The following is an 18,506-nucleotide window of genomic DNA, read 5'->3' as shown; positions in this document are numbered from 1 at the left end:
TGAGGACACCTGTATGAAGGTGTCCCTTTCACATTACATAGCTGTTGGTAGAGGGGGTTTGTATGAGCAAGAAGCAGAAGCAAAATAAGAAAAAGACCCACGTTCCTTTTCGGTTAAACGTGCTGTTTTTCTGCGTGTTTTTAATGTTCTCCGCGGTTATTGTAAGGCTCGGATATGTACAAATTGTTCGCGGTGAAGAATATAAGAATGAAGTGGAGAAGAAAGAAAACTCAACGATAAGTAATCCTGTACCGCGTGGGAAAATATTTGACCGTTATGGGCGACCTGTAGTAGATAATGCAGCCATTCGTACTATTACATTTACAAAAATGAAAGGATCAACTGCAGAAGATCGCTTAGAAACAGCGAAAAAGCTAGCAGATTTGATTGAAGTACCGACAGATAAATTAACGGATCGCGATAAAAAAGATTATTGGCTTGCTATGCATAAAGAGGAAGCTAAAGAAAAAATTACGAATAAAGATCGTCAAGAGTTTAAAGATAAAAAAATTGATGATAAAGAATTAGACGAGCGCCAGCGAAGTCGTGTAACAGAAGAAGAGATTAATCAATTATCCGCAAAAGATCTAGAAATACTAGCGATTAAGAGTAAGATGGATGGCGGATATGCAATGACACCTCAAGTTCTTAAGAAAAATGCAACAGATGAAGAATATGCGATTATTAGTGAAAATTTAGCGCAATTACCGGGAGTAGATACAAGTGTTGATTGGGAACGAAAATATGCATATGATGGTGATTTGTTCCGAAGTGTACTTGGTGGTGTAACAACTTCTGACGAAGGTTTACCGAGAGAAAGACTAGATTACTATCTTGTTCGTGATTATAACCGAAATGACCGAGTAGGGAAAAGTTATCTTGAACAACAGTATGAAGATAGTCTGCACGGTACGAAAGCAGAAGTTAGAAATGTTACAGATAAAAACGGTAATATTTTAGAAACGATTAATGTATCAAAAGGACAAAGCGGTAATGACTTGAACTTAACAATTGATATGGAATTACAAAAGCGCGTGGAAGATATTCTTGCGAAGAATTTAATGAGGTTTAAAGGAAGCGAACCTCTTTTAGATCGCGCATTCGTTGTAATGATGAACCCAAAAAATGGTGAAGTTTTATCTATGGCGGGGAAACAATTAGTTAACGAAGATGGCCAAACGAAAGTAAATGACTTTGCATTAGGTACCATGACAAGTTCTTATCCGATGGGATCAACTGTAAAAGGTGCAACAGTACTTACTGGATATCAAACTGGTGCGATTCAACCAGGGGCAGTACAATTGGATGAACCAATTAAATTAAAAGGTACACCTACGAAGTCGTCTTGGAAAACGATGGGATACATTAATGACCTGACAGCTTTAAAAATGTCTTCTAACGTTTATATGTTTAAAACAGCGATGAATATCGCCGGTGTTCAGTATGTGAGAGGTGGTACGTTAGATATACCTCAAAAAGCATTTGATACGATGCGTTATTATTTTGGACAGTTTGGACTTGGTGTAAAAACAGGAATTGATTTACCGAATGAATCTGCTGGTCAGATGGGTAGAAGTAGTCAACCAGGTTTCTTACTAGATTTATCAATTGGACAGTATGATACGTATACACCGCTTCAATTAGCGCAATATATTTCGACGATTGCCAATGGCGGATATCGTATGCAACCACAAGTTGTAAAAGAAATTCGTCAACCGGCAGTGAAACCGGATGAAGTTGGGAAAGTTGTTCAATCTATGGAACCGAAAGTATTAAATCGTGTTGATATGCCAGAATCGCAAATTAAACGTGTTCAAGAAGGATTTAGACAAGTGTATAATGATTCAGGTGGTACAGCTACAAAATACTTTACAGGTGCAAAATATAAAGCGGCAGGGAAGACAGGTACCGCGCAAACTGTGTATGGCGGAGATAAAGAGATTGGTAGAAAGGCAAACGGTGAACGTGTGGAAACATATAACTTAACATTAGTAGGTTATGCGCCACTTGAAGATCCAGAAGTAGCATTCTCTGTTGTCGTTCCGTGGGTACATGATGATAAGACTGGTATTAATGGATATATTGGTCGTGAAATTATGGACGCTTACTTTGATTTGAAAAACAAAGAAGTAAATGGTGAAGCTCCAAAAGATGATAAAGACAATAAAAATAAAGAGCAAGATGATGAATAAAAAAGTTGTAAAAAAGCACACTATCTGAAAAGATAGTGTGCTTTTTTTTATGGTTTATGCATATCGTGTAATAAATGTGGACAAGTATACAACATTGAAAAAAACGCGGCCGTATAAATGATACTTGTATATGGTGGGATAGGGGATAAATATTTTATAGGGAAATCATCAGAGGAAATGAATAGCTACTACTGAATTAAAATTGTACCGTATGTTGATTTTTGTGGAACTTTACAAAACTTTTACAAACAATTAAAACCGAATTAATAGTTTAGCAGTATTCTTATATCTGTAATCCTGTTATTTCCGGTTACTTCTAGGAGGAAGAACACGTGAAATGGATGCGTACACCGATTAAAGTTTTCGTATTATCAATATGGTTCCTCTGTTGTGAAATGTCTACTGCATTTGCTTTAAATGATACTGGAGAAGTGAGAGTTGATGGATCCTCAACGGTTTTTCCTATTATAGAAGCAGTAGCGGAGGAATATACAAAGGTGCATCCAGACGTGAAAATTTCCATCAGTATTTCTGGAACTGGGGGAGGATTTAATCGTTTCAGTAAAGGAGAAGTAGATATAAATAATGCTTCGAGAGTAATGAAACAAGTCGAGAAAAATGAAATGAAGAAAAACTCTATTCAGTTCACACCTTTTGAGGTTGCTAACGACGGTCTTACGATTGTTGTGAATCGCCATAATACATGGGTAGACGATATGTCAGTAGACGAGTTACGACTACTTTGGAGTGAAGATGGAAGAGAGAAGCGATGGTCACAAATTCATTCAACATGGCCACGTGAACAAGTGAAGTTTTATGCACCAGGCGTAGACTCTGGTACGTATGATTATTTTCAAAATGTCATCTTACAAAATCATCGCATTGTAAAAAAAGTCTCTTTGTCTGAAGATGATCAAGTTATTATACAAGGGGTAATGAATGATAAACATGCCATTGCTTTTGTAGGATATGCTTATTATATGGCTAATCGAGATAAGGTGAAAGCAATAAAAGTAAATGGTGTATTTCCGACGAAAGAGACCATTCAATCAGGTAAGTATAAGCCGTTATCTAGGCCGCTACTTACTTATGTGAATAATGCATCTATCCGAAATAAAATGAATGTAGCAAACTATGTTGAGTTTATGATTCAGCATGTCGGTAACCTCGCTGAAGAGGTCGGATATGTAAAATTAAGAAAAGAAAAATACAATGAACAGCTGCGTATGTTAACAGAAATAAAAAGGTAATGTCAGGGTGGAAAGGGGTTTTCATCTTTGGCTCATAATGACAAAAGTCAAATTACATTTTCTGTACAACATTTGATTGAAAGAAATACAAAACAAAGAAAAAAAACGCAGCGAATCAATCGAATAGTGCCTTTATTACTAAAAATAATTGCTAGTGTTTCTATTGTGACGACACTTGGAATTGTTTTTACGCTCTCTAATGAAACAATCATGTTTTTTCAAAAAATATCATTATACTCCTTTTTAACGGAGAAAGAATGGTTACCATTTTTTGAAGATCCTAAATTCGGTATATTACCACTTATATGTGGAACGTTCCTTGTAACAGCAATTGCTATGTTTGTAGCAATTCCTATCGGTTTAGCGTGTGCCGTATTTTTAAGCGAATATGCTTCAAATAGTGCACGGAAAATATTAAAGCCGATGTTAGAGCTATTAGCAGGTATCCCGACAATTGTATATGGTTTTTTTGCATTAACAGTTGTTACACCGCTTTTACAAAGGATTATACCAGATTTACAGTTTTTTAATGCGATTAGTCCAGGAATCGTTATCGGATTTATGATGATGCCTACAATTGCATCTCTATCTGAAGACGCGATGAGAGCTGTGGCGAAAGGGACGAAAGAAGCTTCATTAGCACTCGGAGCGACGCGGTTTGAAATGGTAAAACAAGTGGTGTTTCCGTCCGCTTTTACAGGGATTATGGCAGCAATTATATTAGCAGCTTCTCGTGCAATTGGTGAAACGATGATCGTTGTAATTGCAGCAGGATCCACACCAAATGTATCGCTTGATCCGACACATTCTATTCAAACGTTAACAGCCTATATTGTGCAAGTAAGTTTAGGTGATGCTCCGCATGGAACGATTACGTATTACAGCATGTATGCTGTAGGCGCAACGTTATTTTTGTTTACCTTTATTATGAACATCATTTCGCAGTCAATTATGCGCCGTTTTAGGAGGATGACATAATATGCGAATGTTGAATCATAAAAAAATACAAAAAAATATGGCATCACGCTTTTTAAAAGATCGAATTTACAAATTGTTATTTTATATAGCAATTTTATTTTCAATCGTAATTTTGTTTTTGTTACTGTTTCAAATTGTTGAAAAAGGTATAAGGTATCTTTCAATAGATTTCTTTACAAATTTCGCTTCACGTAATCCGAAAGAAGCTGGTATTGCTGCAGCTTTGTCAGGGACAATATTATTTATGAGTATTGTTATACCTGTTTCTTTTATATTTGGAGTTGGAACAGCACTTTATTTAGAGCAATATGCGAAGGAATCTATATTTAAAAAAATAATAGAGATTAATAATCAAACGTTAGCAGGAGTACCATCCGTTGTATTTGGATTGCTTGGTTTAACTATTTTTGTATATGCTCTTCATTTAGGAGAGAGTATAGTTGCAGCAGCATTGACGATGAGTCTACTCGTTTTACCAACAGTTGTTGTGGCGAGTCAAGAAGCAATTCGATCAGTACCAAGTGTTTTATTAGAGGGTTCTTACGGATTAGGTGCTACGAAGTGGCAAACGATGTATCAAATTGTATTGCCATATGCTTTCCCAGGGATTATAACGGGCTGTACGTTAGCGATATCAAGAGCAATTGGAGAGGCTGCACCACTATTAGTTATTGGGGCACTTGCGTTTGCAAATTATGTTCCATTTAGTATGTTTGATAGATTTACAGTTCTACCAATTCAAATTTTTAATTGGATGAGTAGGCCACAAGAAGAATTTCAGTATGTAGCAGCAGCTGGGATGATTGTTTTGTTAGGTTTGTTGCTATTTATCAATATATTTGTTTTATGGTTACGAAATCGAAAATAAGTTGGAAGTGGATGAAAGGGGAATTCAAATGGTAGCAACAGTAGTAAATGTACAGGTGAAAAACGAAGAGAAAATCGAGACTGCGCCAAAGAAGGTAGTATTTGATACGAAAAACTTAAATTTATGGTACGGGGAAGACCATGCTTTAAAAGATATTAATTTAAGTATTCATGAGAATGAAGTTACAGCCATTATCGGTCCAAGTGGCTGTGGTAAATCAACGTACTTAAAAACATTAAATCGCATGGTAGAGTTAGTACCGATCGTTCGAACTACAGGTGTAATTGAGTATAGAGAACGCAATATATTTGATAAATCATATCCAGTTGAAGAATTAAGAACGCATGTAGGAATGGTGTTCCAAAAGCCAAATCCATTTCCAAAATCTATTTATGAGAATGTAACATACGGTCCAAAAATCCATGGTATTCGTGACAAAAAGACATTAGATGAAATTGTTGAAAAAAGTTTACGTGGAGCAGCGATTTGGGATGAGTTAAAAGATCGTTTGCACGATAATGCATACGGTTTATCTGGTGGACAGCAACAGCGTCTATGCATCGCACGCTGCTTAGCTATTGAGCCAGACGTTATTTTAATGGATGAGCCAACATCGGCATTAGACCCAATTTCAACATTAAAAGTAGAAGAATTAATTCAAGAGCTAAAGAAAGATTTTAGTATTGTTATCGTAACGCATAATATGCAACAAGCAGCGCGTATTTCAGACAAAACAGCTTTCTTCTTAAGCGGGGAAGTTGTGGAGTATACAGATACAAACAAATTATTTACGACTCCTTCAGATAAGCGTACAGAAGATTATATTACAGGTCGCTTTGGTTGATATCGTTTCAAAGCTAAGAGCAAATGCCCTCTTAACAGAGGGCATTTCTTATTTTATCTTACTGTTAATAAAGAAGTAATACTTCTCCTTATCTTAAGTTTTATTACAAGCGTAAGCGGCTATGTAGGAGATTTACCCCGCTATTTGCGGGCAGTAAGACCCCCACCTTAAAATTTAGCGAAAGCAAAGAAGTTAGGGAGGGGATCTTGCTGCCTATCAAATCCCGATTGATGAGGGGTGATTAAAGTTTCACTTTTATATAATGGCACATAATATTGAGGGGGAAGAAAAATGGTAAGAGAACAGTTTCAAGGTGATTTAAAAGCGTTACAGCAAAAGGTGATTGAGCTTGGAGAATTAGCAAATGCGGCTTTATTGATTGCTATGGAAGGTCTGCATACAAGGGATGTAGAGAAAGCGTTAGAGGTCATTGATGGTGATTACCGCATGGATAATTTAGAAGAGGAAATAAACGATCTTGCGCTTATGCTCATTACGAAGCAGCAACCTGTAGCAAGTGACTTAAGAAGGATTTTTATTTCAATTAAAACAGCGACAGATTTAGAGCGCATTGCAGATCATGCTGTTAATATTGCAAAGGCTACAATTCGTCTTGGGGAAAAAGAAGTGGCTGTTAGTTTGCACAACCTAGATGAAATGTTTGCGGTTGCAAATGAGATGTTGCATTTAGCGTTAGAAGCATATGAACAAGAAAATTTAACTTTTGCGAAACAAATTGCTGAAATGGATGATTCCGTTGATGAAATATATGGAAAAGCAATTCGTGAGTTTATATCTTCAGTTCCGGAACAACCAGAAGCAATTACGCAAATTACACAATTATCATTTGTCGCGAGATATATTGAGCGTGTAGCAGATCATATTACAAATATTGCTGAAAATGTCTTTTATTTAGTAAAAGGAAAGCATTATTTATTGAATGAGTAGGAAAAAAAGCAGGTGATGAGAAATCACCTGCTTTTTTTAGTCAAAACATGACAAAAAAAGCTCGTTGTTTCCTTTAGTTTATGATGATAAGATGTATCATAATGTAATGGAAAAATTAGTATATATGTTTGTCGTTAATAAGTATTATTTACCAATTTATAGTAAGCGCTTTCTTGTTGTTTGAAATGTACGTTTTTATAGGTTAGAAATTTAATTATATAGTCTTCTAAATGAGGATGTGTTTAACTAATCAAGTTTATGCTGCTAGTTCATGTGGGATAGGGAATATACATATGGTATATGGAGTTACTGAACATTATATAAGTGGAGGCTGAAGTATATGAAGGGGGTTATTTTAGCTGGAGGAAAAGGAAGGCGCCTTAGACCATTAACATGTAATACTCCAAAGCCGATGTTACCATTATTAGAAAAACCAGTTTTAGAATATAATATTGAGTTATTACGCCAGCATGGTATTCGTGAAATTGCAATTACTGTTCAATATATGAGTACGACCATTAAGCAATATTTTGGTGACGGTAGTAAATGGGGAGTTAACTTGTATTATTTTGAAGACTCTCCTCCGCTTGGCACAGCAGGGAGTATTAAACAAGCAGAACAATTTTTAGATGAAACATTTGTTGTGATAAGCGGGGATGCATTAACTGACTTTCAATTATCAGAAGGAATTAGGTTTCATGAACAAAAGAAAAGAATGGTAACAATGTTTGTGAAAGAAGTAGAAAATCCACTCTCATTTGGATTGGTTGTAATGAATAAAGACCAGGAGGTTACACGATATATAGAAAAGCCGGGCTGGAATGAGGTAGTATCTAATGTTGTGAATACAGGCATATATATTATGGAGCCAGAAATCTTTTCTTACATACCGCCTAGGCAATTTTTTGATTTCAGTCATGATGTGTTTCCGTTATTGGCAAACAAAAATGTGTTATTCGCATATTTGTCAGAAGGTTATTGGTTAGATATCGGCACATTTAATCAATATCGACAAGCACAATTTGATTTGTTAACGAAAAAGTTACAAGTACCTATTCCTTATACAGAAGTATTACCGATGGTATGGATGGGAGAAGGGGTGACGATTGGTAAAGGGACGAAAATTCATGGCCCCTCTTTTATTGGAGAAGGAGCAAAGATTGGTACAGGAGCTGTAATTGAGCCATATTCTATTATTGGGAAAAATAGTATCGTTTCAAATTATTCTCATCTTCAAAAAAGTATTGTTTTTGCAAATACCCACATTGGGAAGTATTGTGAACTATTAGAAACGACAATAGGAGAGCGTACAATAGTTGAAGATGATGTTACACTGTTTCAAAAAAGTGTTGTAGCGGATCACTGTCACATCGGAAGAAGTACGGTAATTAAGCAAAAAGGAAAACTATGGCCTTATAAGGCGATTGATAGTCATTCGATAGTAGGAGCGGCTGGTATTCAAGAGAGTGAAATGAGTGCAGGGTGGTTACAAAAAAGCCGCATTGTAGGAAGAGGGAATGTTGAAATTACTCCCCAGTTTATCGTGAAGATTGCGATGGCGTATGGTTCTCTTTTTAAAAAAGGAGAAAGTATATTAATTGGAAGTCAAGAAAATATAGAAACAACCTCTTATAAAAATTTATTTTTACATGCTATTCATGGTATAGGGATTCATACGATGGAATGTAAAGAAATGAACGAGTCACTTTTTCAATATAGTGTTCATCATTTGCAATGTGCAGGTGGGGTTTTCATTCAAGTGGAGAATGAGAATGAGATTGTTATAAAGTTGTATGGTCAAGCTGGCATGCCGTTAACGTATAAGCAGCAAAAAGAGATAGAACAAGTATATATGTCCGAATTGTTTTATTACGTGCATGAGAAAGAGATGGGGCGAAATAAGCTCGTTCATGTTTCTATGAATGAGTATATAGAAGTTATATTGGAGCATATTGATATCGAGAAAATACAGATGCAGAAGTTTCATCTTCTTATTAATAAGAGAAATGATACGTTGCAACATTTACTCATGCTCTTTCTGCAAAGACTTGGTTGTACAGTTACATGGATTTATGCAAGCGAACAAAAAGATCATGTGAAAGCTTTGATGAAATCAAGTAAAGCGAATATGGCTCTTATGTTTTCTGAGCAAGGAAATCATTTCGAGTTATACGATAAACATAGTAATATTTACCAAGGTACAGATTTGGAAGAGGTAGATATTCCAGATTTCTTACTCGAATCGACAGGAAATATTTACCCAATGTCTTTGAAGTTAGGAGAATGTTATCTTCTATTTTATACGCAGGATGAAAGAAAGTCGTTTCAAGTAAGGTGGAAGCGAGATATTTTATATCGGATTGGAAAATTATTCGAGCTAATAGCATTGCAAGGAAAAACGTTTCTCAGCATAGTAGAGCAATCACCTCCGCTCTATTTACTTTATGATGAAGTGGTATGTTCATGGAATGAAAAAGGGGAAATTATGAGGAAATTATTGGATGATATAGAAAGGAAGGGAGAAGGTATATTTGAAGGAGTACAGTTCAAATATACTGAAAAAGAGTGGTCTTATATCGTTTCTGACACAAAACAACCAAAATTTTTGGTGTATTCACATGCTAGAAACCCAGTAATAGCAAGGGAAAATATGAAAAATCTTATAGAAAAAATTAGACAATATCAAAAGGTGTAGAATTTTTATTTTAAAAGTGGTATTATAGTATAGTCTGATTTAAGTTATTAGTACTGGAGGGAAATAAGAATGCGTGTGAATATTACTCTAGCATGTACAGAATGCGGAGATCGTAACTATATCTCAAAGAAAAATAAACGTAACAACGCTGAGCGTATCGAGCTTAAAAAGTATTGCAAGCGTGACAAGAAGTCTACGTTACACCGTGAAACAAAGTAAGCAGTAGGAATATTTTCCTACTGTTTCTTTTTTTATTCGATTCCTATGTTAAAAGTGATACACTATCAGCATAGAGTAAAGTGTCACTGTAAGGGGGAGAATGTGTGAAAGCAGAGAAAGTACGTTTACGTAAACAAATAATAGAACACATGAATTCTTTATCAGAAGAACAGTATACAACTTTATCAGAACAGATTGCATTTTCGTTGTATGCGCAAAAAGAGTGGGTTGAAGCTAAAACAATTGGAATTACTCTTTCAATGGAAAATGAAGTGAATACATATCCTATTATCGAAAAAGCTTGGGAAGAAGGAAAGAAAGTTGTAGTTCCTAAGTGTAATAAAGGAACTAGAACGATGTCCTTCCGGCAAATTAATAATTTTGATCAATTAGAAACGGTGTATATGAATTTACGAGAACCGATTCCCGGGCTTACGGAAGAAGTGAATATGGATGAAATTGATCTTCAAATTGTCCCAGGCGTAGCTTATACAGAACGAGGAGAGCGAATTGGGTACGGCGGTGGCTATTATGATCGTTATCTCGTGCATTATAAAGGGAAAACGCTGTCATTAGCGTATGATTTTCAAATGGTAAAACACATTCCAGTAGAGCCATTTGATAAAAACATAGAAAAAATTATTACAGAAAAAGGAACACTGCTTATAAATAAGCTTGTATAGACAAATAAAAATTGACGAGACTTTTTCTTCTTGATTATAATAAAATATGTGAACGTTTTCTTATTATAATTTTTTATAGTAAGTGAGCATAGAGGGTGATGAAATGGTATCTATTTATGATATTCAGCAATTGCTAAAGAAATTTGGTACGATTATTTATACGGGAGATCGAATTGCAGATTTACAATTAATGCAAGATGAATTGCGTGAATTAAATCAATCACAGCTAATCGATCCACAAGACTATCAAACAGCTTTATTTTTATTGAAGCAAGAAATTCAAAAAGAGCTAAATAAGAATTAGATAAAGGTAGGTAAGCAACATGGAAGAGAAATGGTTAGTTGGTGTTGACCTTGGTGGTACAACGATTAAATTAGCATTTATTAATGTATACGGTGAAATTTTACATAAGTGGGAAATCCCTACGAATACAGGTGAGCAAGGAAAACATATTACACTTGATGTTGCGAAAGCAATTGATAAAAAGCTAGAAGAATTAGGCGAATTGAAGAGCAAATTAATTGGTATTGGTATGGGAGCTCCTGGTCCTGTACATGTGGCGTCTGGAATGATTTATGAAGCGGTTAATTTAGGATGGAAAAACTATCCGCTAAAAGATTTATTAGAAGTAGAAACAGGATTACCTGTTGTTATTGATAATGATGCAAACTTAGCAGCGCTTGGTGAAATGTGGAAAGGTGCTGGTGAAGGTGCAAAAGATTTAATCTGTATGACACTTGGTACGGGCGTTGGTGGTGGTGTAATCGCCAATGGTGAGATTGTACACGGCGTGAGTGGTGCTGCTGGTGAGATTGGACATATTACAGTCGTTACAGAAAATGCTTTCCCATGTAATTGCGGGAAGTCTGGTTGCTTAGAAACAGTAGCATCTGCGACAGGTATTGTACGTGTTGCTATGCAAAAAATACAAGAGACTAATAAAGAGAGCATGTTGCGCTCTATGTTAGCTGAAGAAGGACGTATTACATCAAAAGATGTCTTTGAAGCACTTGGACAAGGTGATGAATTAGCAGGTGAAGTAGTAGAAAAAGTAGCTTCTTATTTAGGATTAGCTGTAGCGAACCTTTCTAGTACATTGAACCCAGAGAAAATTGTTATTGGTGGAGGCGTGTCTAAAGCTGGAGATGCGCTATTAGAGCCAATTCAACGCTATTTCGAGCAATACGCTTTCTCACGTGCTGTAAAGAGCACGAAGTTAGCTATTGCAACACTTGGTAATGATGCAGGTGTTATCGGAGGAGCTTGGCTTGTAAAAAAGCACAAATACGAAGCGAAGATGATATAAGTTGTGAAATATGAAAAGAGGAAGGGGGAACCCTTCCTCTTTTTGTGTAAAATCTCGATGAAGAATAAAGTGTAAACGAATTAAGCTGCTGGTGGATACCCGTTATATAGAACAGTCATGATCGTAAACCATCCGAAAACGAGTACAGTTGCAATTGCAAAGCCGCTCGCGAAAAAGTTTTTTTCACGAAGTGTTCTAAGCGTAGCAAATACAGCTAACAGAGTGACAAGTGTAAAAATAATAACAAGGCCCATACAATATCCTCCTCTGTCTACCCATTTCTTATTATGAGTTTTTGGAATATTTACTCTTTTATATTGTACATGTTTTAAAAATGATTGTCGAGATAGCATCCTTTCTTTTCCTCAGAGAAAGAAATGTTGTATCATTAAAAGTAAGTTTAATAACTGGAGGAGATTTTCATATGAAATGGATACAAATGCCGTTAGGCCCATTACAAACAAATGCTTATATTTTAATGAACGATCAAAAAGAGTGCATTATCTTTGACCCTGGTCATGAAGGTGAAAAGCTCGTTACATATTTACAAGAAGAACAATTAAAACCATTGGCTGTTTTATTAACACATGCTCACTTTGATCATATCGGTGCTGTTGATGCCGTAAGAGACGCTTTTCATATTCCTGTGTACGTACATAAAGAAGAAGCAGATTGGTTAGGAGATGCAACTGTAAACGGCTCTCAAATTTTTATGATGAACCGCAGTATTACAGCAAAACCAGCGGATCATATTATTGATGCAGAAGGTACATTAACAATTGGATTATTTAATTTTGAAATTTTTGAGACACCAGGACATTCTCCAGGAAGTATTTCTTATTATAGTAAAGAAGCGAATGCTGTATTCTCAGGAGATGTATTGTTCCAAATGAGCATTGGAAGAACAGATTTGCCTGGTGGAAGTTTTGCTGAATTAATTGGAAGTATTGAAGAGAAATTATTTGTATTACCAGATGAAACAGCGGTGTTATGTGGACATGGTCCAGAAACAAGCATTGGCTTTGAAAAAGAAAATAATCCGTTTTTACAATAAGGAGTCATTATGGCAATGGAGCTCATTTTAAGAGAATGGATGGGGAAAGAAAAGGATTATTCAATTTCATATAGTACGTATATGAACCTTGTATTGTATACGGAGGGTCATGGATACTATATGAAAGAACGTGAAAAGATTGGAAGACAAGGGGATTTTTTTACAAGTAGCAATGTATCCTCTGTTTTTGCAAAAACTTTTGCTAAACTTTTTATTCGTCTTGTTGAAAATGGTGAAGTTGCTTCGAATATTTGTGAGGTTGGTGGGGGAACAGGGAAGTTTGCCTATGATGTTTTACAAGAATGGAAGCAATTATCTCCAAACACCTTTATTAATTTAAACTATTCAATGATTGAAGTGAGCCCTTTTCATAGGAAATTACAGCAGGAGCAACTTGGCTCATTTTCTAATGTATCGTACTATACCTCCTATAGTGAAATGGGAGATTCTTTCGAGGGAATTCTTTTTTCGAATGAGTTGTTTGATGCATTTCCTGTTGAAGTAATTGAGAAAAGAAATGGTATATTGTATGAAGTACGTATTACATATACAGAGGAAGGAAACCTTTCAGAAGTATGTAGGCCGTTAAATAAAAGAATTGGTCGCTATTTATTGAAATATAATATTCATATTGCTGAAGGGCAACGTTTTGAAGTACCAATAGTTATGGAGGAGTATATAAAAGAAATTTCGAAATGGTTTCAAAAAGGTATATGTATTACAGTTGATTACGGATACACAAAAGAAGAATGGATGCATCCAGCACACCGCGAAGGAAGTTTGCGAGGATATTATCAGCATAAGCTAATGCGTAACCCACTAGCGCATCCAGGTGAAATGGATCTTACTACTCATGTTCATTGGGACGAGCTAAAGGAGATGTTTAGTATGCAAGGAATGAGTGCAGTATGGCATAAGAAACAATCTGAGTTCTTGTTAGCTGCAGGGATATTAGAACAGCTTACGAGCCATCAAGATACGAATCCTTTTTCTGAAACGCAAAAACAAAATCGAGCAGTTCGTTCTATGATTTTAAATGGAGGAGTAGGGAGTTCGTTTGATGTTGTTATACATACAAAAGATATGCAACATTTACATTTGGATCGGTATGTAACAATATAAAAAACAAGACACAGTATATACTGTGTCTTGTTTTTTAATACGACTTATGTAGTATTATATATTTCCTCTCATGATATATATTTATATTAAAGATATGAGATAAAAAATATAGAATACGTTCTTTTTCTGCGATTATTAGTCCCTAACCTAATAATACGCGAACGAGTTGAATGATTGTTTCATTCTCTACTTTGTAATAAATTTCCAATCCTTTTCTTTCACTAGAAACGATTTTAGCGCTTTTTAATTTTGCTAAATGCTGTGAAATTGTAGATTGTGGCATGTTTAAGCCAGTATACATTGTAGAAACGTTGCTTGGACCGCGCTCGATTAATCCTTTTACGATACATAAACGAACAGGATGAGCTAGCACTTTTAATAATTCTGCATTACTTTCATATAGTTCTAATTCTTTTTGAAAGGTTTCTAACATGTTCTTTTCCACCTCCGTGTGAGCTATTATACCATACTATACATACCAAAAATTTAAAGAAAAGAAAATAGTTGTTGCAGAAAAAAAGTCCTAAAGTAAAGAAATTGTAAGAAAAGAGACCCGGATGTAAATAAAATAGGTAAATTAGCATGTTTTTGTAAAATGACATTTTTGGGTGAAAATTTCGATGCGTTTTAAAAATTGAAAGATATAGATATATTTGTAACACAATTTTATCATGATTTTCTTATTCTTTCAAATGAATATACGAAATTTTTAAAATAATATGACAAAGGAATTATAATGATATATATAGAATATAAAACAGGTTAAAAGAAAAGAAGCTGAATGTCATTCGCTTCTTTATGGTGATAATGAAATATTTGATTACGGCTGATAAATCTTAGGATGATCAAGTCATTAGTCATTTATTCTAAAATTCATCTTTTAGCAACGTTAAAAATCTGTGATTCCATATGTTCTCATAAAAATCAATTGTCTCTTTTGCGGACATAAAAGGATTATTCAACGTAGAGGTTGTTTTCTGTCCCATAAAGTTTTCGTATCCTAGTCCGTGGGCAAACTTAATCGTTGCATCCATACAGTACTCTGTTTGGGCGCCACAAAATTCAATGCGATTTACAGATAATTGATCTAAAATTTCTTTTAAGTTTGTTTTATAAAATGAATTTGCATGTGTTTTTCTTACAAAAAAATCTTGTTCTTGAACATCTAGATCGGTATGAATAGCCCAAAGTTCTTTCTCGGGTACTAAATCATCATCACAATGTTGAACAAAAAGGATTGGTTTATTTAATTTTCTATATGAAGAAATTCTTTTATTTACTTTTTTAGTAAGTTCTGTAAATCAAATAAATGCTCCTCGCTATAACATACGCCATTTTGTAAATCGATAACGATTAAAATATCTGCACAAGTGTCCATTATTTTCACCCCTTTTTATTTCTTAATATATCAATTAATCCATTATTTAGAAATAGATGATATACTTTTATTTTTTATGGACTATAAGAAAAGAAGAAATTCAAATGAATATAGCTAAACCGCATAAAAAGAAGATATGAAAACCTAATCTCATATCTTCTTTTTCTCTATGCATTTACAGGTTCTTCTACATAAGAAAGGGCATTTTCAAAATCGGATATTAAATCGTTAACATTTTCAAGACCGACTGATAACCGAAGTAATGAATTAGAGATTCCTCTTTTATCACGAGCTTCTTGCGACAGTGCTGCATGTGACATTTTTGCTGGATAAGAAAGAATTGACTCTACAGCTCCTAAACTAACTGCAAAAACAGGCAATTTTACTTTTGATAAAAATTTGCGGAGTGCATCTTCTGACTGCAAAGTAAACGATAAGACCGCTCCAGCTGATGTTGCTTGAGATTGTTGAATATCAAATCCGAGATGAGTTTGTAATCCCGGATAATAGACATTTTTTACTTTAGAGTGCTCTTGTAAATAATGTGCGATTTTATTGGCATTTTTAGCTGAATGTTCGAGGCGTACATGCAATGTTTTTAGACCGCGAAGTACGAGAGAACAATCTTGAGGTCCTAAAATAGCACCGAATGCATTTTGTAAAAATCCAAGCTTTTGAGCGAGTTCTGAATCTTTTACTACTGCTAATCCGGCAGTAACATCACTATGACCAGCAATAAATTTTGTAGCACTATGAAGAACGACATCAGCTCCAAGTTCAAGTGGTTTTTGGAATAGTGGTGTCAAAAATGTATTATCAACAAAAGTAAGAGCCCCAATAGATTTTGCGAGTTTAGAAACCTCGCGAATATCTGTCACTTTTAAAAGTGGGTTAGAAGGTGTTTCTACATAAAAGAGCTTTGTATTTGGTTTAATGTTTTGTTTTATTTCTTCTAAATTGGTCATATCAACAAATGTATGTGAAACACCGTAACGGGAGAGTACCTCAGTTATCACTCGGTAAGTGCCTCCGTACACATCTTCTGAAATGAGTACGTGATCACCTTGTGAAAGAAGGAGGAATGCAGTGGAAATCGCTGCAATGCCTGATGCAAAGGCGAATCCTTTTGTTCCGCCTTCTAATAAAGCAATGATATCTTCAAGAGCTTCACGAGTTGGATTTCCTGACCTGCTATAGTCATATTTTCCGAACGTATCTACATCAAACTGGTGAAAAGTTGATGTGTTATAAATAGGAACGTTCACAGCGCCTGTTTGCGAGTCGTGTTTATATTGGTTGTGTAGTAAGAGTGTATCTATAGAATAGCTCATATTCTTACACCTTCTTTTACGAGTTTAATTGCTTGCTTTAAGTCTTGAATTAAATCGTTACTATTTTCAATGCCAACTGAGAATCGAAGAAGACGATTGCATACGCCGTTTGCTGTTCTAATTTCTTCAGGAATATCAGCATGTGTTTGCGTTGCTGGATAAGTCATTAAACTTTCTACACCACCAAGACTTTCGGCAAATGTAATTAAGGATAAAGATTGTAAGAATGGATTAATCCAAGCTTCATCTTTAAGGCGGAATGAGATCATGCCGCCTCTTCCTGGATAAAATACATCTGTCACCCCGTCTTCATCATTTAAATACGCAACAACTGCTTTCGCATTTTCTTCATGTTGCCTCATGCGAAGCGCTAACGTTTTCATACCGCGAATTAATAACCATGAGTCAAATGGGCTTAAAACTGCACCTGATGCATTATGATAATGAGCGATTTCCTCGCAAAGTTCCTTTCCTTTTGCAACGACAAGCCCGCTTAGTACATCGTTATGTCCCCCTAAATATTTCGTTGCGCTATGAAGTACAATGTCAGCACCTTCTGTTAATGGTTGCTGTATATAAGGTGTGTAGAAAGTGTTGTCTACAATAAGGAGTAGTCCGTTCCTTTTCGCTACAGTTGCGACAGCAGCAATATCAGTAACTTGCATTAATGGATTAGTTGGAGTTTCTATGAAAATAGCCTTCGTTTCAGTTGTGATAGCTTGCTCAATTTGTTTAATAGACTGTGTATTTACGTATCTACATCGAACATTCCACTTTTTTTCATGCTCAGAAAATAATCGATACGTTCCCCCGTATAAATCTTCAGATACAATAAGTTCGTCTCCAGAGCGGAATAGAGAAAGGACGAGGAGAACAGCCGCCATCCCTGAACTACAGGCATAACCTTGTTCGCCATATTCTAAGTCTGCGATCGCCTGTTCTAAAAGACCTCGAGTTGGATTGCCAGTTCGTGAATAGTCAAAGCCAGTAGATTTACCAATTCCTTCGTGACGATAAGCGGTTGAGAAATAAACTGGTGGATTAACCGTTCCGGTTGTAGTTTCACTGCGATTTCCGATTTGTGCTAGTTTTGTTTCGATTGTTGACATATGAAAATTCCTCCTTTTTAAATTGAAACATTAAGTGAATATAAAATAAAAAAAGCCTTCTAAGAAGAAGGCTTTCGGTTTGAATAGAGTCTTCTTCTCATCTGTCAAATCTTTCACAATTTGCTGGAATTAGCACCTTATTAACAAAATGTTAATGGTTGCTGAGGCGTCACAGGGCCAGTCCCTCTACCTCTCTAGATAAGAATGTTCGTATGAAATTTTTATTATGTTTTTAACTTTACAATAAAATATAACTGAATTGCAACTTTATTTTAAATAATTTTTATTTTTCCGCAAGTGTCATTGACTTTTACTTTTGTGCATGCTAAATTTATTAAAAAATTAACAAACATTGTTAAAAGGGGAACGCATTTCCTTTTAGCTACATAAATAAAATAATAAAGACAACTCTTATTGAGAGCGGTGGAGGGAAAGGCCCTGTGAAACCCGGCAACCTTCAAACGAAATGTTTGAAACGGTGCTAATACCTGCAAAACGAATGTTTTGCATAATAAGAGGAGGAACGAT

17 protein-coding genes, 1 pseudogene and 2 riboswitches are annotated in these 18,506 nt (G+C 35.3%); of the genes and pseudogenes, 13 read left to right on the top strand and 5 right to left on the bottom strand.

Translation table 11 applies throughout. The features are described 5' to 3' along the window. The first annotated feature begins 62 nt into the window (after positions 1–62). From ACX9TM_RS21605 to glcK, 11 genes are all read left to right on the top strand, one after another. Complete coding sequence (locus ACX9TM_RS21605; RefSeq protein WP_000038987.1) at positions 63–2,192, top strand: peptidoglycan D,D-transpeptidase FtsI family protein; 2,130 nt, start codon at positions 63–65, stop codon at positions 2,190–2,192. Positions 2,193–2,524: 332 nt separating this feature from the next. Next, entirely contained in the window at positions 2,525–3,442 is a 918-nt protein-coding gene (locus ACX9TM_RS21600) for a PstS family phosphate ABC transporter substrate-binding protein (protein WP_065382012.1), read from the top strand. 27 nt (positions 3,443–3,469) lie between these two features. Beyond that, positions 3,470–4,420 (top strand): phosphate ABC transporter permease subunit PstC, encoded by a 951-nt coding sequence (gene pstC / locus ACX9TM_RS21595; protein ID WP_000940918.1) that lies wholly within the window; start codon positions 3,470–3,472, stop codon positions 4,418–4,420. Position 4,421: 1 nt separating this feature from the next. Continuing rightward, entirely contained in the window at positions 4,422–5,288 is an 867-nt protein-coding gene (gene pstA / locus ACX9TM_RS21590; RefSeq protein WP_065382011.1) for a phosphate ABC transporter permease PstA, read from the top strand. A 28-nt stretch (positions 5,289–5,316) separates the two neighbouring features. Further along, positions 5,317–6,132, top strand: coding sequence for a phosphate ABC transporter ATP-binding protein (gene pstB / locus ACX9TM_RS21585; RefSeq protein WP_000226686.1), 816 nt, complete (start codon positions 5,317–5,319; stop codon positions 6,130–6,132). 291 nt (positions 6,133–6,423) lie between these two features. After that, a complete protein-coding gene (gene phoU / locus ACX9TM_RS21580; protein WP_000251240.1) occupies positions 6,424–7,080 on the top strand; it encodes a phosphate signaling complex protein PhoU in 657 nt (218 codons plus the stop codon). A 340-nt stretch (positions 7,081–7,420) separates the two neighbouring features. Next, positions 7,421–9,775: a sugar phosphate nucleotidyltransferase gene (locus tag ACX9TM_RS21575; RefSeq protein WP_000679337.1), complete on the top strand. Its 2,355-nt coding sequence runs from the start codon at positions 7,421–7,423 to the stop codon at positions 9,773–9,775. 69 nt (positions 9,776–9,844) lie between these two features. After that, entirely contained in the window at positions 9,845–9,994 is a 150-nt protein-coding gene (gene rpmG / locus ACX9TM_RS21570; RefSeq protein ID WP_001265616.1) for a 50S ribosomal protein L33, read from the top strand. A gap of 104 nt (positions 9,995–10,098) precedes the next feature. Further along, positions 10,099–10,677: a 5-formyltetrahydrofolate cyclo-ligase gene (locus ACX9TM_RS21565; RefSeq protein ID WP_000642750.1), complete on the top strand. Its 579-nt coding sequence runs from the start codon at positions 10,099–10,101 to the stop codon at positions 10,675–10,677. A gap of 103 nt (positions 10,678–10,780) precedes the next feature. Beyond that, the gene (locus ACX9TM_RS21560) at positions 10,781–10,981 is read left to right on the top strand and encodes a YqgQ family protein (RefSeq protein WP_000253699.1); all 201 of its coding nucleotides are present in this window, start codon (positions 10,781–10,783) and stop codon (positions 10,979–10,981) included. A 19-nt stretch (positions 10,982–11,000) separates the two neighbouring features. Beyond that, positions 11,001–11,984 carry a glucokinase gene (gene glcK, locus ACX9TM_RS21555; protein WP_000391701.1) on the top strand — a complete coding sequence of 328 codons (984 nt, stop codon included), beginning with the start codon at positions 11,001–11,003 and terminating at the stop codon, positions 11,982–11,984. 80 nt (positions 11,985–12,064) lie between these two features. Here glcK and ACX9TM_RS21550 read toward each other — a convergent pair whose 3' ends face one another. Continuing rightward, entirely contained in the window at positions 12,065–12,238 is a 174-nt protein-coding gene (locus ACX9TM_RS21550; protein ID WP_000524852.1) for a DUF2759 domain-containing protein, read from the bottom strand. Between the two features lie 170 nt (positions 12,239–12,408). Here ACX9TM_RS21550 and ACX9TM_RS21545 point away from each other — a divergent pair, with 170 nt between their 5' ends. Both ACX9TM_RS21545 and ACX9TM_RS21540 read left to right on the top strand, forming a co-directional pair. Further along, positions 12,409–13,038 carry an MBL fold metallo-hydrolase gene (locus ACX9TM_RS21545; RefSeq protein WP_000871224.1) on the top strand — a complete coding sequence of 210 codons (630 nt, stop codon included), beginning with the start codon at positions 12,409–12,411 and terminating at the stop codon, positions 13,036–13,038. 9 nt (positions 13,039–13,047) lie between these two features. After that, positions 13,048–14,160, top strand: coding sequence for a class I SAM-dependent methyltransferase (locus ACX9TM_RS21540; RefSeq protein WP_065382476.1), 1,113 nt, complete (start codon positions 13,048–13,050; stop codon positions 14,158–14,160). 142 nt (positions 14,161–14,302) lie between these two features. Here ACX9TM_RS21540 and ACX9TM_RS21535 read toward each other — a convergent pair whose 3' ends face one another. From ACX9TM_RS21535 to metI, 4 genes and pseudogenes are all read right to left on the bottom strand, one after another. Then, the gene (locus ACX9TM_RS21535) at positions 14,303–14,593 is read right to left on the bottom strand and encodes an ArsR/SmtB family transcription factor (RefSeq protein ID WP_000894377.1); all 291 of its coding nucleotides are present in this window, start codon (positions 14,591–14,593) and stop codon (positions 14,303–14,305) included. Between the two features lie 433 nt (positions 14,594–15,026). Then, positions 15,027–15,538 (bottom strand): annotated as a pseudogene (locus ACX9TM_RS21530) (cysteine hydrolase family protein). Between the two features lie 167 nt (positions 15,539–15,705). Beyond that, positions 15,706–16,869, bottom strand: a complete 1,164-nt coding sequence (metC, locus tag ACX9TM_RS21525) for a cystathionine beta-lyase (protein WP_000122299.1) — start codon at positions 16,867–16,869, stop codon at positions 15,706–15,708. Beyond that, positions 16,866–17,978 carry a cystathionine gamma-synthase/O-acetylhomoserine thiolyase gene (metI, locus tag ACX9TM_RS21520; RefSeq protein ID WP_000103897.1) on the bottom strand — a complete coding sequence of 371 codons (1,113 nt, stop codon included), beginning with the start codon at positions 17,976–17,978 and terminating at the stop codon, positions 16,866–16,868. The genes metC and metI overlap by 4 nt, the downstream gene beginning before the upstream one ends. Positions 17,979–18,072: 94 nt before the next feature. After that, a riboswitch (SAM riboswitch) is annotated at positions 18,073–18,183 on the bottom strand. A gap of 203 nt (positions 18,184–18,386) precedes the next feature. Further along, positions 18,387–18,496, top strand: a riboswitch (SAM riboswitch). The last annotated feature ends 10 nt before the right edge of the window (positions 18,497–18,506 follow it).

Source organism: Bacillus sp. LH1, from assembly GCF_057924895.1.
This window is presented reverse-complemented; position numbering and strand designations above follow the sequence as displayed.